General features: G+C 49.4%; 16 protein-coding genes and 1 pseudogene. 12 read left to right on the forward strand and 5 right to left on the reverse strand.

Annotation, left to right across the window (positions count from 1 at the left end; translation table 11 throughout):
- Positions 1-945, reverse strand: a pseudogene (locus PPL9_RS28355) (S9 family peptidase); the annotation flags it as partial.
- Positions 946-1,240: 295 nt separating this feature from the next.
- Positions 1,241-1,648, reverse strand: coding sequence for a peptide-methionine (R)-S-oxide reductase MsrB (gene msrB, locus PPL9_RS31710; protein WP_082597155.1), 408 nt, complete (start codon positions 1,646-1,648; stop codon positions 1,241-1,243).
- A gap of 258 nt (positions 1,649-1,906) precedes the next feature.
- Here msrB and PPL9_RS28360 point away from each other — a divergent pair, with 258 nt between their 5' ends.
- From PPL9_RS28360 to PPL9_RS28405, 10 genes are all read left to right on the forward strand, one after another.
- Positions 1,907-4,255: a putative monovalent cation/H+ antiporter subunit A gene (locus tag PPL9_RS28360; RefSeq protein ID WP_057465864.1), complete on the forward strand. Its 2,349-nt coding sequence runs from the start codon at positions 1,907-1,909 to the stop codon at positions 4,253-4,255.
- Positions 4,255-4,671, forward strand: a complete 417-nt coding sequence (locus tag PPL9_RS28365) for a Na+/H+ antiporter subunit B (RefSeq protein ID WP_057465865.1) — start codon at positions 4,255-4,257, stop codon at positions 4,669-4,671. Before PPL9_RS28360 ends, PPL9_RS28365 begins: the two co-directional genes overlap by 1 nt.
- Positions 4,671-5,048 carry a Na+/H+ antiporter subunit C gene (locus PPL9_RS28370; protein WP_057465866.1) on the forward strand — a complete coding sequence of 126 codons (378 nt, stop codon included), beginning with the start codon at positions 4,671-4,673 and terminating at the stop codon, positions 5,046-5,048. Before PPL9_RS28365 ends, PPL9_RS28370 begins: the two co-directional genes overlap by 1 nt.
- 4 nt (positions 5,049-5,052) lie before the next feature.
- Positions 5,053-6,639, forward strand: a complete 1,587-nt coding sequence (locus PPL9_RS28375) for a Na+/H+ antiporter subunit D (RefSeq protein ID WP_057465867.1) — start codon at positions 5,053-5,055, stop codon at positions 6,637-6,639.
- Positions 6,636-7,115 (forward strand): Na+/H+ antiporter subunit E, encoded by a 480-nt coding sequence (locus PPL9_RS28380; protein WP_057465868.1) that lies wholly within the window; start codon positions 6,636-6,638, stop codon positions 7,113-7,115. Before PPL9_RS28375 ends, PPL9_RS28380 begins: the two co-directional genes overlap by 4 nt.
- Positions 7,112-7,465: a cation:proton antiporter gene (locus PPL9_RS28385; RefSeq protein ID WP_057465869.1), complete on the forward strand. Its 354-nt coding sequence runs from the start codon at positions 7,112-7,114 to the stop codon at positions 7,463-7,465. The genes PPL9_RS28380 and PPL9_RS28385 overlap by 4 nt, the downstream gene beginning before the upstream one ends.
- Positions 7,462-7,824 (forward strand): monovalent cation/H(+) antiporter subunit G, encoded by a 363-nt coding sequence (mnhG, locus tag PPL9_RS28390; RefSeq protein WP_057465870.1) that lies wholly within the window; start codon positions 7,462-7,464, stop codon positions 7,822-7,824. The genes PPL9_RS28385 and mnhG overlap by 4 nt, the downstream gene beginning before the upstream one ends.
- A gap of 463 nt (positions 7,825-8,287) precedes the next feature.
- On the forward strand, positions 8,288-8,704 hold the full coding sequence (locus PPL9_RS28395; protein WP_008549808.1) for a MucR family transcriptional regulator: 417 nt from the start codon (positions 8,288-8,290) through the stop codon (positions 8,702-8,704).
- Between the two features lie 490 nt (positions 8,705-9,194).
- The gene (locus PPL9_RS28400; RefSeq protein ID WP_057465871.1) at positions 9,195-9,605 is read left to right on the forward strand and encodes a helix-turn-helix domain-containing protein; all 411 of its coding nucleotides are present in this window, start codon (positions 9,195-9,197) and stop codon (positions 9,603-9,605) included.
- Positions 9,589-10,335 (forward strand): DUF6456 domain-containing protein, encoded by a 747-nt coding sequence (locus tag PPL9_RS28405; protein ID WP_057465872.1) that lies wholly within the window; start codon positions 9,589-9,591, stop codon positions 10,333-10,335. The genes PPL9_RS28400 and PPL9_RS28405 overlap by 17 nt, the downstream gene beginning before the upstream one ends.
- On the opposite strand, the gene PPL9_RS28410 is transcribed toward PPL9_RS28405, so the two are convergent.
- Positions 10,298-10,729, reverse strand: a complete 432-nt coding sequence (locus PPL9_RS28410; protein WP_057465873.1) for a SufE family protein — start codon at positions 10,727-10,729, stop codon at positions 10,298-10,300. The genes PPL9_RS28405 and PPL9_RS28410 overlap by 38 nt on opposite strands.
- 146 nt (positions 10,730-10,875) lie before the next feature.
- The gene (locus PPL9_RS28415; protein WP_057465874.1) at positions 10,876-11,460 is read right to left on the reverse strand and encodes a DUF5330 domain-containing protein; all 585 of its coding nucleotides are present in this window, start codon (positions 11,458-11,460) and stop codon (positions 10,876-10,878) included.
- A 528-nt stretch (positions 11,461-11,988) separates the two neighbouring features.
- Between PPL9_RS28415 and PPL9_RS28420 the strand changes: the two genes are divergently transcribed.
- A complete protein-coding gene (locus PPL9_RS28420) occupies positions 11,989-12,867 on the forward strand; it encodes a peptidoglycan-binding protein (RefSeq protein WP_057465875.1) in 879 nt (292 codons plus the stop codon).
- 33 nt (positions 12,868-12,900) lie between these two features.
- Positions 12,901-13,287 carry a DUF1491 family protein gene (locus PPL9_RS28425; protein ID WP_082597157.1) on the forward strand — a complete coding sequence of 129 codons (387 nt, stop codon included), beginning with the start codon at positions 12,901-12,903 and terminating at the stop codon, positions 13,285-13,287.
- Here PPL9_RS28425 and PPL9_RS28430 read toward each other — a convergent pair.
- Positions 13,261-13,943 (reverse strand): hypothetical protein (locus PPL9_RS28430; RefSeq protein WP_208989698.1); only part of this gene is annotated, 683 nt, incomplete at its 5' end. The two genes, PPL9_RS28425 and PPL9_RS28430, sit on opposite strands and share 27 nt — an antisense overlap.

Below are 13,943 nucleotides of genomic sequence, written 5' to 3' on the forward strand. Positions count from 1 at the left end.
AGCAAGCTGAGCGACGAGCGGTACGCTGACAATCTTGAAATCTTCAGCCTCGCCAGCGTTGGTCAGGATCAGCAGGCGGTCACCATTGTCTTCAACGGAATACTCCACACCAGTCTCACGCTTGGCAACCAACGTAGGGGCTGCCAAAGGCTCATCTGCTGGAATAAGCCACACCTCGGTGGTTTCATGGTCGCCTGAACCAATACAAATGAAGCGTCCGGATTGTGTTCTGCCAAGTCCAACAAAGAAGCTTGTATCCTGTTCTTCATAAACAAGAACGTCTTCAGACGGTGCTGTGCCAAGCTTGTGGCGGAAGAGCTTGGAAGGGCGATGGTTTGCATCTACCTGAACATAAAACAGATACTGACCGTCCGTAGACCAAACACCGCCTGCACCAGTGTCTGGTATGGTGTCTTCCAGATCCTGTCCTGTCGTCGTGTCACGCACTTTCAGTGTGTAGTACTCGGAGCCTTTGTCATCGTAAGCCCAGGCCAGATACCTATGGTCATCGCTGTGAGATGCACCGCCAAATTTGAAGTATGCTTTGCCATCAGCTTCAAGATCGCCATCGACAAGAACAATAGGGTCGCTCCCATCACGCTTGCTGCGCACAAATTTGGGGTGTTGGCCACCTTCAACAAACTTCATCGCATAGGCGTACTCACCATCAGGAGAAGGAACTGAACTGTCGTCTTCTTTGATCCGACCTTTAAGCTCTGCAAAAAGTGCCTTTTGCAGCTCTTCAGTGTCTTCCATCTCGTTTTCGGTATAAGCATTTTCTGCTTCAAGGTAGGCACGGATCTCAGGATCAAGCAGAGTGGGGTCTCGCATTACCTCCTGCCAATTATCTGCGCGCAGCCAGGCATAAGGCTCGTTGCGAGTAAAACCATGATGGCTGGTTTCATGAGTGCGCATCTGCGCGCTTGGTGGAGCTGACTTTTTCATTATACCTGACTGAGTTTACGCTTATGATTTTGAAATCTGAATTCTATTCTTCAGCATTTTAATCGGGAACGAGCATAAAGCCAGTTCCCGATTAAAACTTATCCCTGAGAAGATATGCGCTGAATCGAAGGTATAAATTTGAACCTGAAGCTTTTTACACCGATAATTTTCATGCTCATATGTCTTTCGAAGAGAGCAGATAATATTATTTCAATGTAATTAGAGTTGTTCTTCCACAGCTTCAAAACGTCGCTCTTTTGCCTCGCGATAACACCTATCTTGGATTTGATCAAAACTACGTGTCGGGTGTGAATGTCATCGAAGTACCATTCATGCAGTAGCGAAGTCCTGTTGGTGGTGGGCCGTCAGGGAAAACGTGTCCGAGATGTCCTCCACAACTTGCACAGCAAATCTCTGTGCGCACCATGCCAAGCGTAGCGTCTTTATGTTCTGTCACAGCATCGGGAGAGACCGCCTCAAAGAAACTTGGCCAGCCGCAGCCTGCATCAAATTTTGTGTCTGATTTGAATAGCTTAGAGCCACATGCTGTGCAGCTGTAGGTGCCTGTTTCAAAGGTATTCCAATAAGGGCCTGTAAAGGCTCGTTCGGTACCTTTTTCCCTAAGGATACGATATTGCTCAGGGGGCAGTTGTTCCCGCCATTCCGACTCGGTCATGTCCTTAGGTGATTTTTTGTTAAACATGATAGAAATCCTTATTCACCGGGCTCAATGGTAGGGCCATGTTAAGTTTACCAAGACATAAACAAACAGCCAATGCCTATAAGGCAAGTTACAATTAGGTGAGGTTAAAGTTTATTGGAACCTGACAAAACTAGAATGTGATGAACTTGCCCTGCATGGGTGGGCAGATTATGTCTTTGGAGTGGTCGGGGGAGCGTGTTTGGCAAATTCGACTCGGTCTTATAGGTTAACCACACTAATAAATTTACGGAGTGCTACATGCCTTTATTCGGTGTCGAGGCAACGTTCTGGGCGTTATTAGGCCCGTTTGTTGCCGCTGCGCTTAGTCCCTTTCTGGCAAAGACTCTGAAACACAATGCTGCGTGGCTTCTCGCTGTTATTCCTGCATTGGCGTTCCTACAGTTTCTTTCATTCGTGCCAGGCATTGCCGAGGGGCAAACATTCAAGGCGAGCTTGGAGTGGGTTCCCACCTTCAACGTAAATTTCTCGATTTATCTGGATGGCCTGTCTGTCTTATTTGCTCTTCTGATTTCGGGAATAGGAACGCTCATTACGCTTTATGCAGGTGGATACCTGAAAGGCCATGAGAATCTTGGGCAGTTTCTGTCCTACCTGTTCCTCTTCATGGGGGCCATGCTGGGTGTTGTTGTTGCTGACAACGTCATCACGCTCTTCGTCTACTGGGAGTTGACGTCTATCACGTCCTTCCTGTTGATTGGGTTTGACCATCTGCGCCGTGCTTCTCGCCGCTCTGCTGTGCAAGCGCTTGTTGTGACTGGCGGCGGTGGTCTGGCTCTGATGGCTGGTTTGATCTTAGCTGGCTACCAGGGTGGTAGTTTCGAGTTAAGTGAGTTGCTCAACTCCGGCGACGTTTTACGCGAAAGCCCATATTACACCGCGATCTTCATCTTGGTGGTGCTGGGCGCTTTCACCAAGTCTGCGCAGTTCCCGTTCCATTTCTGGCTTCCAAACGCAATGGAAGCTCCGACACCTGTTTCTGCATACTTGCACTCTGCCACCATGGTGAAAGCCGGTGTTTACCTGCTCATGCGCATGCATCCGGTTCTGGGAGATACAGAACTCTGGATGACCGTACTTCCGATCTTTGGTGGCATCACACTGCTCGTTGGCACCATTCTCGGCATTCGGCAGACCGACCTCAAACTTGTTCTGGCCTACACAACAGTTGCGTCTCTCGGGTTGCTGGTGATGCTAACAGGCACGTCTGACCCGGTGGCGATCCAAGGCGCCGTTATATACCTGTTCGCGCATTCACTCTTTAAGGGCTCTTTGTTTATGGTGGTCGGAACCGTCGACCATGAATCAGGTACGCGCGATCTGAACAGAGTAGGGGGCTTGTTCTCACTGATGCCGATCACCGGTACAGCTGCGGTCCTATCAGCATTGTCAATGGCAGGTTTGCCACCTCTGGTCGGCTTTGTTGCAAAAGAAGTTCTTTATGACGGAACATGGCACGCTGTGAATGGTGGGCTTTGGACTGGCTTTGCCGTACTGGGCAACGCGATGATGTTTGCTCTGGCCGCGACCGTTGCCATTAAACCGTTCTTCGGCGCCAAGGTGAAAACACCAAAAGTTGCTCATGAAGGAACTGTCCTACTTGTTGCAGGATCAATCACTCTTGCGGTTCTGGGCTTGGCAGCCGGTGCATTCATCGCATCAGTTGGTCATCAGCTCTTGTCACCAATGACCTCTGCAATTCTGGGAACACCATTTGATGAAGAGTTGCATCTGTTCCCCACATACCTGTCACCGGCGCTTTACCTGTCCTTGGCGACAGTTGCCCTTGGTATTATCATCTTCATGTACATGGATAAGCTCCGTGTGATTGTTGCTGATGCTCTGCGAACCATTGGGTGGGGACCAGATAAAGGCTTCGACCAAGTCCTGGAAATTATCATTCGTTTTGCAACCACGCTAACACAAACAGTTCAAACTGGCAGTATGGTCACCTATATGCGCGCAACGTTTACCGTAATCGCGCTGGTGCTGTTTGTACCAATGATCCTCACGGGCAATTGGCCAAAACTGCAAGGTATAGGCAGCTTCTATGCTTATGAGTGGTTTATTGCCGCGATTGCAGTGATTGGCGTTTATGCCGTGTTAACAGCACGCTACCGAGTAACGGCGATTGTCTTGCTTGGTATTCAAGGCTTTGCAGTGGCACTGATCTACCTGCTCTTTGGAGCGCCGGATCTGGCCTTCACGCAGTTTATGGTCGAGACACTCTCGGTTGTGATCCTTGCATTGGTAATGACACGTCTGAATCTGAAGCCAACCGATGCCCGGTCATCGCGTGGCAAAGCCTTTGATATCAGCCTGTCAGTGCTTTGCGGTGCGGGTATCAGCATGTTGCTGATGTCCATTATTCAACTGCCGTTTGACCCAACACTCTCTGAGTTCTTCACACAGTACAGTCGGACGATTGCGCACGGTCGGAACATCGTGAACGTTATTCTCGTTGATTTCCGTGGCTTCGATACGATCGGAGAAATCTCCGTTGTGATGGTAACAGGTCTGGCGGTTCTTGCACTTATCCGAGTGCGACCTAAATCAAACGGAAACTCGAATTCGGAGAAAAATCGCTAATGAATACGCTTATATTCAGAACGGTCGCTCCGTATCTCTCTGCTCTGATGATGCTTTTTTCCGTCTTTGTATTGCTCCGTGGGCACAATGAGCCTGGTGGAGGTTTCATCGGTGGGTTGATTGCCGTTTCTGCCTTTGCAATTTATGGCATTGCCTGCGGTGTCTCTGCAGTTCGCCGGGCAATGAAGTTTCATCCTATGTCCATTGCTGCGTCAGGCCTGCTCCTCGCGGTTGTCTCTGTGTTGCCGAGCCTGTTCTTCAGTCAGCCAGCAATGACAAGTCAGTGGCTTGCTCTCCCGTTTTTGGGCACGGTGATTGACCTGTCAACACCGCTGTTCTTTGACATTGGAGTGTATCTGGTGGTGGTAGGAGCGATTTCTTCGATCGCTCTTTCTCTGGAAGAAAGGGCAGACTAATGGAAACGCTTTTCTCTGTTCTGGTCGGGATCCTTTTTGCTGGTTCCATCTATCTGCTTCTGTCACGCAAACTTGTACGGATCCTGCTAGGCATTGCCATTCTTGGAAATGCCGTGAACCTCTTGATCTTCACGGCAGGACGCCTGACACGGGATGTGCCGCCTATTATTCCGCTTCAAAGCTATCTCCCCGTAGAAGCAACAGCGAACCCTCTGCCTCAGGCATTGGTGCTGACCGCAATTGTGATCTCGTTCTCCTTCCTGGCATTCTTCCTGGTCCTCGGGTACCGGGCCTATCAGGAGCTGGGAACAGATGACTTGCTTGATATGCGCGTCGCAGAACCCAAAGAACATTCTGAACCGCCGCTGGGGTACTAAGTAGATGGCTGCAACGAAAACGACAGTTGATATTACAGCGGCTATGGTGACGGAGGCGGTGCCTCTTGCCGACTGGCTATTGGTTGCTCCTGTCCTGCTCACCATGGCAGGCGGTGCAATTTCAATTATTTTCCGAAAGAAATCGACCACTCAACCTTGGATAGCGATCACAACAATCGCACTGGTGATCCTTTCAAACATCGGCTTGCTCAACCACGTTCTCACCAATGGTGTTGTGACAATGGTGATGGGCAGTTGGCTCCCGCCATTCGGTATCGCTTTTACAGCTGATCCGCTCGGCGCGTTGCTGGCACTGACAGCCTCTGTAGCAACCATGTGTGTCGCCGTCTTCGCAATGAACTCAATTGCTGAAAACGAAAGACGCTACGGTTTCTATCCGTTCCTCCTGATGCTGCTCTGTGGTGTCACTGGATCATTTCTGACAGGAGATATCTTCAACCTTTATGTTTGGTTTGAAGTCCTGTTGATCTCATCCTTCGGTATGCAGATCCTCGGAAATGAAAAGGTGCAGATCGACGGTGCTGTAAAATATGCAGTGCTGAACCTGATTGCGACAACTCTGTTCCTTGCAGCAACTGGCTTGCTTTACGGGCTGGTTGGTACGCTGAACATGGCGGATATCGCTGGCAAGCTGAAAGCCTTTGACAATTCTGGTCCAATGCTTGGTTTAGCGACCCTTTACTTCCTCGCATTTGCTATGAAAGCAGCGGCATTCCCGGTCAACTTCTGGCTTCCAGCCTCTTATCACACACCACGTTTGGTAGTGGCCGCAATCTTTGCAGGCTTGCTCACCAAAGTCGGTGTCTATGCGCTGCTCAGAGTGATGCTTCTGCTGATGCCGGAAGGTCGTGACTGGCTCGCCTCTCTAATTGGAATAGTCGCCATCGCAACGATGCTGACCGGCTCACTTGGTGCGCTGGCTCAAACAGATATCCGACGCCTGATGGCCTATCTCGTCATCGCTGGTATCGGTGCCATGATGGCTGGTATCGCAGTTGGCAATGAAGTTGCTGTATCTGGTGCGATCTTCTACTCCATGCATTCCGTTCTCATCATGACCGCGCTTTATCTCTTGGTCGCCTTCATGTTCCAGATGAGCGGAACATTTTCCCTGCGGGAAATCGGAGGTCTCTACATCCGCACGCCTCTGGGCGCTGGAATAGGCTTGATCCTCTTGCTCGCAGTCGCAGGCTTGCCACCTTTCTCTGGTTTCTGGGCAAAACTGTTGCTCGTAGCTGGTGCGCTAGAAGCTGGTCGTGGCTGGGTCGCAGCTGGTATTCTGGTCTCTGGGCTGTTTACGACCATTGCTGTAGGACGTCTTTGGATCTTCGCATTCTGGCGGGGCGGGAATGAGCACACGGTGGATGGCATTCAAGCTCTCCCCATTGCCGGAAGCTCTGACGCCTCTGAGATATCGTGGAGCATCTGGTTGCCACTCGTCGTGTTGACCGCGCTGATCTTCATAATTGGGATCTTGCCGGAAACCATGATGTCCATAACTGAAAATGGAGCAAAAACGCTGATTGATCCGACAGCCTATATCGGTTCCGTATTTGGAGGCATCCGATGAACAACACGGTCTTTCTCATGAACTTGCTGCTTGCAGCAGCATGGGGCGCTGTTACCGGCTCATTCACACCGCTGAATCTGATTTTCGGTTTTATCTTGTCCAGTATTGCGTTGTTCCTGATCCGGGAACAGATCGCATTTCGAGACTACTTTCAGCGCGGTGGGAAGATTCTCATTCTTGCTGGCAGCTTCTTCAAAGAGTTGGTGCTGTCCTCCTGGCGGGTGCTGATGATTGTTATCAAACCGAAGATCAATCTCCACCCAGGCATCATCGCAGTGCCGCTCTCAGTCAGCGAAGACTTTGAGATCACATTGCTGGCAAACATGGTCACGTTGACACCGGGAACGCTCTCCGTCGATGTTTCGGAAGATCGAAAGGTCTTGTTTGTTCATTGTCTCAACGTGCCAGACCCAGAAGAAACAATTGATGGCATCAAGAATGGTTTTGAACGTCAGATCTTGGAGGCGTTTCGATGAACGGATTTGAGGCTTTCGCATCAGATTTTCTGTATGCCTGTGTAAGCATCGCGCTCTTTATTCTCGGCCTGACATTCTTGCTGATTGTCTATCGCATCATCAAAGGCCCAACTTTGCCTGACCGTATTGTTGGACTGGATCTATTGGTGGTTGTCGCCATCGGCCTGATAGCGACTGTGGGTGTTGGGTCATCATACACGCTCTATATTGATATCTCGCTTGCACTCGGTCTTGTCGGCTTTCTGGCAACCGTTGCCTTCGCCCGTTTCATCTTAAATCGAGGGCAGGCCAAAGACTTTATTATCATGCAGGAAATCAAAGATTCCGAAAAGCAGGAGGAGCAGAAATGATGTCAGCAGTTATCTCTATCCTGACTGGGATTATGCTCATTATAGGAGCAATCTTCGCAGCTGGCGCAGCGCTTGGCATCAATCGTCTGCCAGACGTCTATACACGCATGCACGCAGCGTCCAAGGCGGGAACTTTGGGGTCTGGCTTGATGGTGCTGGCGCTTGGCCTCTATTCGCAGCAGTGGGATGATTTCATGCGCGCTGTTGCGACCGTCTGCTTCTTTCTGTTGACGGCTCCGGTTTCTGCACACCTCATCGCGCGCGCAGCCTATGTCGTGGGCTACAAACCTTGTAAGGAAACCAAGTTGGACGAGTTGAGTGTGACGAAGAAGTCTGCGGAGCCTGAAATACCGCAATAATATGTCAGCTTCGGTCACAGTTTCTGGGGTTTAGTGCAACCAAATCACCAGAAATAATCGACAATGCCCTCTGGGAAGGCGGTTGACTAGAAACGTGAGTTTCACCGGCACCGCCTTGCCAACAGCCAATTACACAGCAAAGCCTCATTCTTTTACCTGTACATTAGGGCAAGCAGTTTATCTAGTTTACTTCTATGATTTCTCAAGTTTGTTGGAAGTCTGTAAGGTCCTTCTAAATCACAATGCACAAAAAACCATAGTAAATCTGCTTTTTCTTACCGAATTTAACTTGTTATCCTTATTTCCTGTCTCTATAAAAGCCTCCTATGGTTTTTGCTTGTTTAGAGTCGAAGCTTAGCTGAGATAAGTACGGATCTAACGTTTAATCTTCGGATTGAAGTATTAGTTCTGTAGTAAGTAAGCACACCTACGAAATTTAGATCCACAAGATGACAGGTTAGAGATGAGCGAGATCCCTGCAGATAATAATTTGATGGAACTGACTGCTGATATCGTGTCAGCCTATGTTGGTAATAACACTGTGGCCTCTGCCGATTTGCCTGTGCTGATCAACGACGTTTACGTCGCTTTGCAGAAAACCAGTGGTGATCTTTCCGAGCCAGAGCCTGAGCCACTCAAGCCAGCTGTGCCGGTGAAGAAGTCTGTTACGAACGATTACATCATCTGTCTTGAAGATGGTAAGAAGTTCAAGTCCCTGAAGCGTCACCTACGCACGCATTACGATATGACACCTGAAGAATATCGTGAAAAATGGGGTCTGCCTTCAGACTACCCAATGGTTGCTCCTCATTACGCGGCAGCTCGTTCTGAGCTTGCTAAGAAAATGGGTCTCGGCCAGCAGCGTAAACGCGCTAAGTAATTTCAGGACATATCCTGACAGAAAACCAGCCTCAATCGGGGCTGGTTTTTTTTATTCCCCTTCTGCTGTTTCATATCCCCCCATTATTGATGAATTTCCCTTAAGGGTGCACGTGTTGTGCATAGTGCCCTGGCACGCCTTCTTCGACCTTCCGTAAAGGTAAAATTAGTTCATCTGACACTAGAGCTTAAGTTCTAATTTTCTTGTGCTTTACTAAGTTGTGATCTCAAAACACCTGCAAGTCTCAAGAGTTAATTCAAAAAAATAATTCGATAAGGTTTTAAGGGCAGCTTTCGAAACTTCGAAGCTGGACTCAAAAATCGCTTAAGTCTGCCAGTCGTTTAGAAAAATTTATGCTTTGAGACCGCGAGGTACCAATCTTATCCCCCCCGAGTATCGCTAGGGCAACAATCAATTGTTCTTTGACGATAACCAATCAGTTCATTGGAGTAATTAAATGCCAAGATTTTCTGAGGGGGAGAAAAATGAAATGTCCAAGAGTCCGTGTTCGGAGTCTTCGGTTCATTCTGGACTGTCCCAAAAGCCTCTGTCAGCGGTGGACTGGATGGCGACAGGCCGTGTTGCGCTTGCATTTGGGTTGAAGCCAGAGGAGCTTCATTCTGCCTCCCGCGGTTATGCAAAAGCTGCACAGGCCCGCCAAGTCTCTATGTATATTCTTCACGTCTCAATGGGCATGACTCTGTCCCAAGCAGGTGCAGTCTTTGGGCGTGACAGAACAACAGCAGCTCATGCCTGCAAGGTGGTTGAAGATTTAAGAGAAGATCCGAAATTTGATGCTGTCCTCTCAGAGATAGAGGGGCAGCTGTCTGCGTCTGTTGCCAGTGCGCGCATACATTCTTCCCTAAGCTCCGGAGGTCAGCCTGATGCCTACCCAGCCTGAGGAAGCAGTATCTGAAGTGCAACTCATCAAATTTTGCAAAGGGCTCGCAGTTGCAAAGCAGCAAGCGGAACCTGAGGGGGATGCTAAAGCTGCCTTATCGCGTGCAATAGCCCTGTCGCTGGTTGCTCCCTATGCGCAGGGTTACCAACTGACCAAAGAAGGCAAAAGCTGGTTGCGGCGAAAACTGAGCCTTGGAGGGTTGGAAACTCAATCCAAAACAGAGCAATCTCAGATCAATACCATCAACTCAGAAAGTCCACTGGCCTGGCTAAGGAGTAGAAAGGACAAAACGGGGAGAGGATACATCTCGGAGCTGCAGTTTGAAACAGGTGAGCGATTAAGAGAAGATTTCACCTACGCGCAACTTTGGGGAACCGTTAGATCTAACTGGCGTAGCGAGCAATCATCAAGATCGAGTACTAAGGTAGATGATGTATCCGACAGCGTTTACGATGCCAGAGATCGCCTTCAAAGAGCTCTCTCAACTGTCGGACCGGAGCTCTCCGGCGTTCTCATGGATGTGTGCTGTTTCTTGAAGCCTTTGAAACAGGTTGAGAGCGAGCGTCAATGGCCACAACGAACAGCCAAGATTGTTTTGGGGTTGGCGCTAGACCGACTTGCTACACATTACGGTTCGTCTCGCAGTCGTGCGGTCGGTCCCGAAAACGCTCGGATGGCGAGTTGGGCAGCGTCTAATTCGGAGTTAGAGCAGCAGACGCATCATCCTTGATACGCTGAACCATGGAACTCAAGCCATTGGAACGCTGAGGCGTCAGGTGTTCTTTGAGGCCAATCTTGCCAAATATACTCTCGATGTCCGTTGCAAGGATTTCCTTTGCTGAAACACCGGAGTATTGCGCAAGAACGATAGCAACAAGACCGCGAACAATGTGTGCATCGCTGTCGCCCTTATAGAACAGGATCGGGCCTTTATCGGTATCTTCCTGAATGTTCTTCGAAAGCCAGACCTGAGAAACACAGCCATGAACGCGGTTTTCCTCACTGCGTTCATCATCTGTCAGGGGCTCAAGTTCTCGACCCAGTTCGATGACATAGCGATAGCGGTCTTCCCAGTCTTCGAGGAACTCAAAGCCTTCCAGAATATCAGCGATCGCAGTGGTCATAATACTATTCTCTCACTCAGGGTTTTGAGGGCGTTTCTACCGCGCCAACCGGTTAGGGGCAATACGATTGGATTCAAAATATATAACGGCCCACACTCCAAATGAGAGTATAGGCCATAAATAGCTCAGATTTATGGAAATTGACCTTAATTCCGGCCGTAATACAGCGGATTAGGACGCGGTAACGGAACAGCAGCAACTGGAGTTGCATAGATTGGCTGAACTTCAGCAAACAGACCTTGTTCAGATGGATCTGCTTGCGCAGAGCTGTTCTGTTGCTGGTCTTGATCGAGTTGCCATGGAATGTCCCGATCAGCTGAACTAAGTGTACCGGAATGTGCAGGCTCGTCTGATGGGCTTGTAAGGCTCGGCAGCAGCTGGCCAGCTGCAACTTCATCAAACGGTATGGCCTCGATAGCATCCTGAGCTGACGGCAGAGCAGCAAACTTTGTGGGTTGCAGATCTTCTGTCTCACTGTCGCTGAGGTAATTGTAGGTCAAGCGAGCAGCTTCTTTTGCCTTTAAACCGACGAGAGTGATGACAGAGCCGCCCATCTCGCAAGCATTGGGATTACGATCACAAAAACCGCCAAGGTCCTTCACGGTGGATTGAGCAGCAAGGTAAACCTGAACGATCCCAATAGATGGTGCGTCCTCATCACTGCCAGTTCCAATTGGAAGCAGAAGCAGTACAAGTCCGATCCAAAATGTAGTTCTAAGCAAAAAGAACATTGGCTTCGCCCGTGGGTTTCAAGTGCGCCGAATAGGCTGACAACTTTTAGATAGTCGTTTAACTTGTTGAAACTATAGGGTTTACTCTCAAATATAACATATATTGTTCTCAATAAAATTGAATCAAATTTTATGTAAATTTGAAAACTACTGAAATTTATGGCTATTTTTGGTCTTTCGAAAATTTTGCGAAGCGTATCTATGATTAATAAAAGGTGTAGAAAAAGTATCCCAGCGGCACCTTATTGAAGTGAAAAGCCACCAGATGGGGCTCACAATTAAAACTCAAAAGTGCACATAAGAGTTTTTTTAAGCAAAACTTGATAGAAACAGTAGGACTGGAAAACCAGAATACAGCCCAATTTAACCCAAGGTTTTATGGTGGTTCTCGGTGGGCAGAGAGCTATTCAAAGTGGACTTGCTGAGGTGAGGGCGATATCTCTAACCTCTCAGGAAGACACCAGTTAACATTGGTAGTGACCGAGTACTCGGGTGACACACAAATTGCGTTGAAAGAGGTAGTGCTTGATGGTGGGGCGAAAGCCAAACGGCAAAAAAGCGAGCAAAGGTGGAGCCCGTAGGGGGGCTGCACATACGCAGCCTGATGGTGATTACCAAATGCATGTGGACTATGACGAAGACGGTGTTTTCTATGAAAATGGCGAAGTCGATCATGCTGCTGTTGCTAACGCTGCCTCCAAAAAGTCTCCAGGCATGAACAAGCTCTCTACATTGGTGCTGTTAGGCTTCGTTGGCATGGCGTCGCTGATCGCGGTGAACGCTGCCTTTTTGCAAGATGCCAAGCATCCCTCTCCAATGGTCGCCACGCGGGTTTCTCAAAGCCAGTTAGATAGCTCAGAACTTGTAAGAGCAACTCAGAGATTGAGACAGCAAGAGCTGGTTGCTGAAGTGCAAAAAGAACTGCGCCGTTTAGGGGTGTATCCGGGCAGTTTGGATGGCCAGTTCGGTCCCGCGACAGAACGGGCAGTCCGTGCTTATCAAAGACAACGCGCAATGAGTGAAAACGGGCAGGTGACCGAAGCGCTGCTCGCACGGCTGACAATGGACTTTGCCGCGTTTACGCCGTCTCCAAACACCGCGTCTGCTGAAGGGACTGAGATTCCTATTCCTCGGGCAAGTCCTGAGGAAATTGAAGCATTGACGCAAAGTGGCTCCAATCTGACACAAGTCTCCGGTCAAACGGATGCAATGACTGAGCGTATCAAGCGCCTGCAAAAAACATTGGCAGATCTGGGGTACGGCCCGCTTACAATTGATGGTATTCCGGGTGGCCAGACCGCTTCTGCAATTGCCGCATTCCAACGCGATAATGCTTTGCAGATAGACGGGCAAATGAGCGAAGCTCTCTTCTCTAAGCTTGCTACTGTCAGTGGCACACGGATCTGATAGCGCGACCAATTCAATAAGAAAGACAACTTGATGCGAGTAACCTCTGAATTTTGGGTCGCTGCTTACACACGCCGGTGCTTCGGAGAAGGTGCTTTCGCAGGCATACGCCGCAAAGGCGCGCTGGAAGCAGGTGCCATCTTCATCATTGTTGATCGGTTGGACACGACCTACGACTTTTACGGTCCTGCCCCGCAGTCTTTCTTTGAAGAGGAAAAGCCACTTGATCGCGAGTTTGAGTGTTTGATGGAAAAGACTTCACGAGAGGAAATTGAAACCAAACTCACACGCGAAGAACGCATGGACCCTGACTTCTGGGTTGTCGAAGTTGAAGATAAGGAAGCCAGAAGCTTCCTGTCACTGCCAAAAGAGCCGGGGCCTGAAGATTTATTTTCAGGCTTTAAGGGTCGCAAGTTCTGAATGGTAATGTGAGGGCCGCGTTAAAGATGTGCCCTGGGCTTTGAGTTCCCGCACAACTGTCTCGGTTGCCTCAAAAATCGTGTGATAGCGAGGATGAGAAATCTCTCCACTCCAGCTGCAGAGCAACTGTCGCGCAGTCTTCTTGCTAACGCCAGCAGCAGACTTTTGCAGGTCTCTCATGCGATCCGTCTCAATGAGTGTGCCCCAAAACCGGACGAGCAGCTGATCGACAAGACGGGAAGAGAACCCAAGACCAACGAGCATGACAATGAATCCGTCCGGAGAAGAATGCGTACAGCATTGATGGATCTGATCTGGAGTCATGCGGCAGGCGTGCGCCAGCTGGCCAACCATGCTCGTGTGGCCAAATTTTAGACCTCTAAGTGTAAGTTCTTGCGCCTCATTCTCCGTCAGAGCGTCAACCGTGTCATCTGAAGCAGAGGCATCTGACAGGCTTGCTGAGAGGTCTTTGTATGATGAGATCGGCGCGCTCTCCAGGAAGAGACCAAGCAGATCTTCTGCAAGCTCATCAGAGGAACTGGCTGGATGTGAAGGGGCAACGGTGCTCCTGGAATTGAGAGCAACGTATTCTCCAATCATCTGATCATGGTCATTTGCAAGAGCTTTCATCACGGCCTCCGGAGCATGAGAGATCG

This window comes from Pseudovibrio sp. POLY-S9, assembly GCF_001431305.1.
Classification (GTDB): domain Bacteria; phylum Pseudomonadota; class Alphaproteobacteria; order Rhizobiales; family Stappiaceae; genus Pseudovibrio.

Coding starts and splice junctions, on each gene's coding strand:
- mnhG (WP_057465870.1), top strand. CDS start 7,462: ATGATGTCAGCAGTTATCTCTATCCTGACTGGGATTATGCTCATTATA.
- PPL9_RS28385 (WP_057465869.1), top strand. CDS start 7,112: ATGAACGGATTTGAGGCTTTCGCATCAGATTTTCTGTATGCCTGTGTA.
- PPL9_RS28425 (WP_082597157.1), top strand. CDS start 12,901: ATGCGAGTAACCTCTGAATTTTGGGTCGCTGCTTACACACGCCGGTGC.
- PPL9_RS28365 (WP_057465865.1), top strand. CDS start 4,255: ATGAATACGCTTATATTCAGAACGGTCGCTCCGTATCTCTCTGCTCTG.
- PPL9_RS28420 (WP_057465875.1), top strand. CDS start 11,989: ATGGTGGGGCGAAAGCCAAACGGCAAAAAAGCGAGCAAAGGTGGAGCC.
- PPL9_RS28370 (WP_057465866.1), top strand. CDS start 4,671: ATGGAAACGCTTTTCTCTGTTCTGGTCGGGATCCTTTTTGCTGGTTCC.
- PPL9_RS28415 (WP_057465874.1), bottom strand. CDS start 11,460: ATGTTCTTTTTGCTTAGAACTACATTTTGGATCGGACTTGTACTGCTT.
- PPL9_RS28380 (WP_057465868.1), top strand. CDS start 6,636: ATGAACAACACGGTCTTTCTCATGAACTTGCTGCTTGCAGCAGCATGG.
- PPL9_RS28395 (WP_008549808.1), top strand. CDS start 8,288: ATGAGCGAGATCCCTGCAGATAATAATTTGATGGAACTGACTGCTGAT.
- PPL9_RS28410 (WP_057465873.1), bottom strand. CDS start 10,729: ATGACCACTGCGATCGCTGATATTCTGGAAGGCTTTGAGTTCCTCGAA.
- PPL9_RS28375 (WP_057465867.1), top strand. CDS start 5,053: ATGGCTGCAACGAAAACGACAGTTGATATTACAGCGGCTATGGTGACG.
- PPL9_RS28405 (WP_057465872.1), top strand. CDS start 9,589: ATGCCTACCCAGCCTGAGGAAGCAGTATCTGAAGTGCAACTCATCAAA.
- PPL9_RS28400 (WP_057465871.1), top strand. CDS start 9,195: ATGTCCAAGAGTCCGTGTTCGGAGTCTTCGGTTCATTCTGGACTGTCC.
- PPL9_RS28360 (WP_057465864.1), top strand. CDS start 1,907: ATGCCTTTATTCGGTGTCGAGGCAACGTTCTGGGCGTTATTAGGCCCG.
- msrB (WP_082597155.1), bottom strand. CDS start 1,648: ATGTTTAACAAAAAATCACCTAAGGACATGACCGAGTCGGAATGGCGG.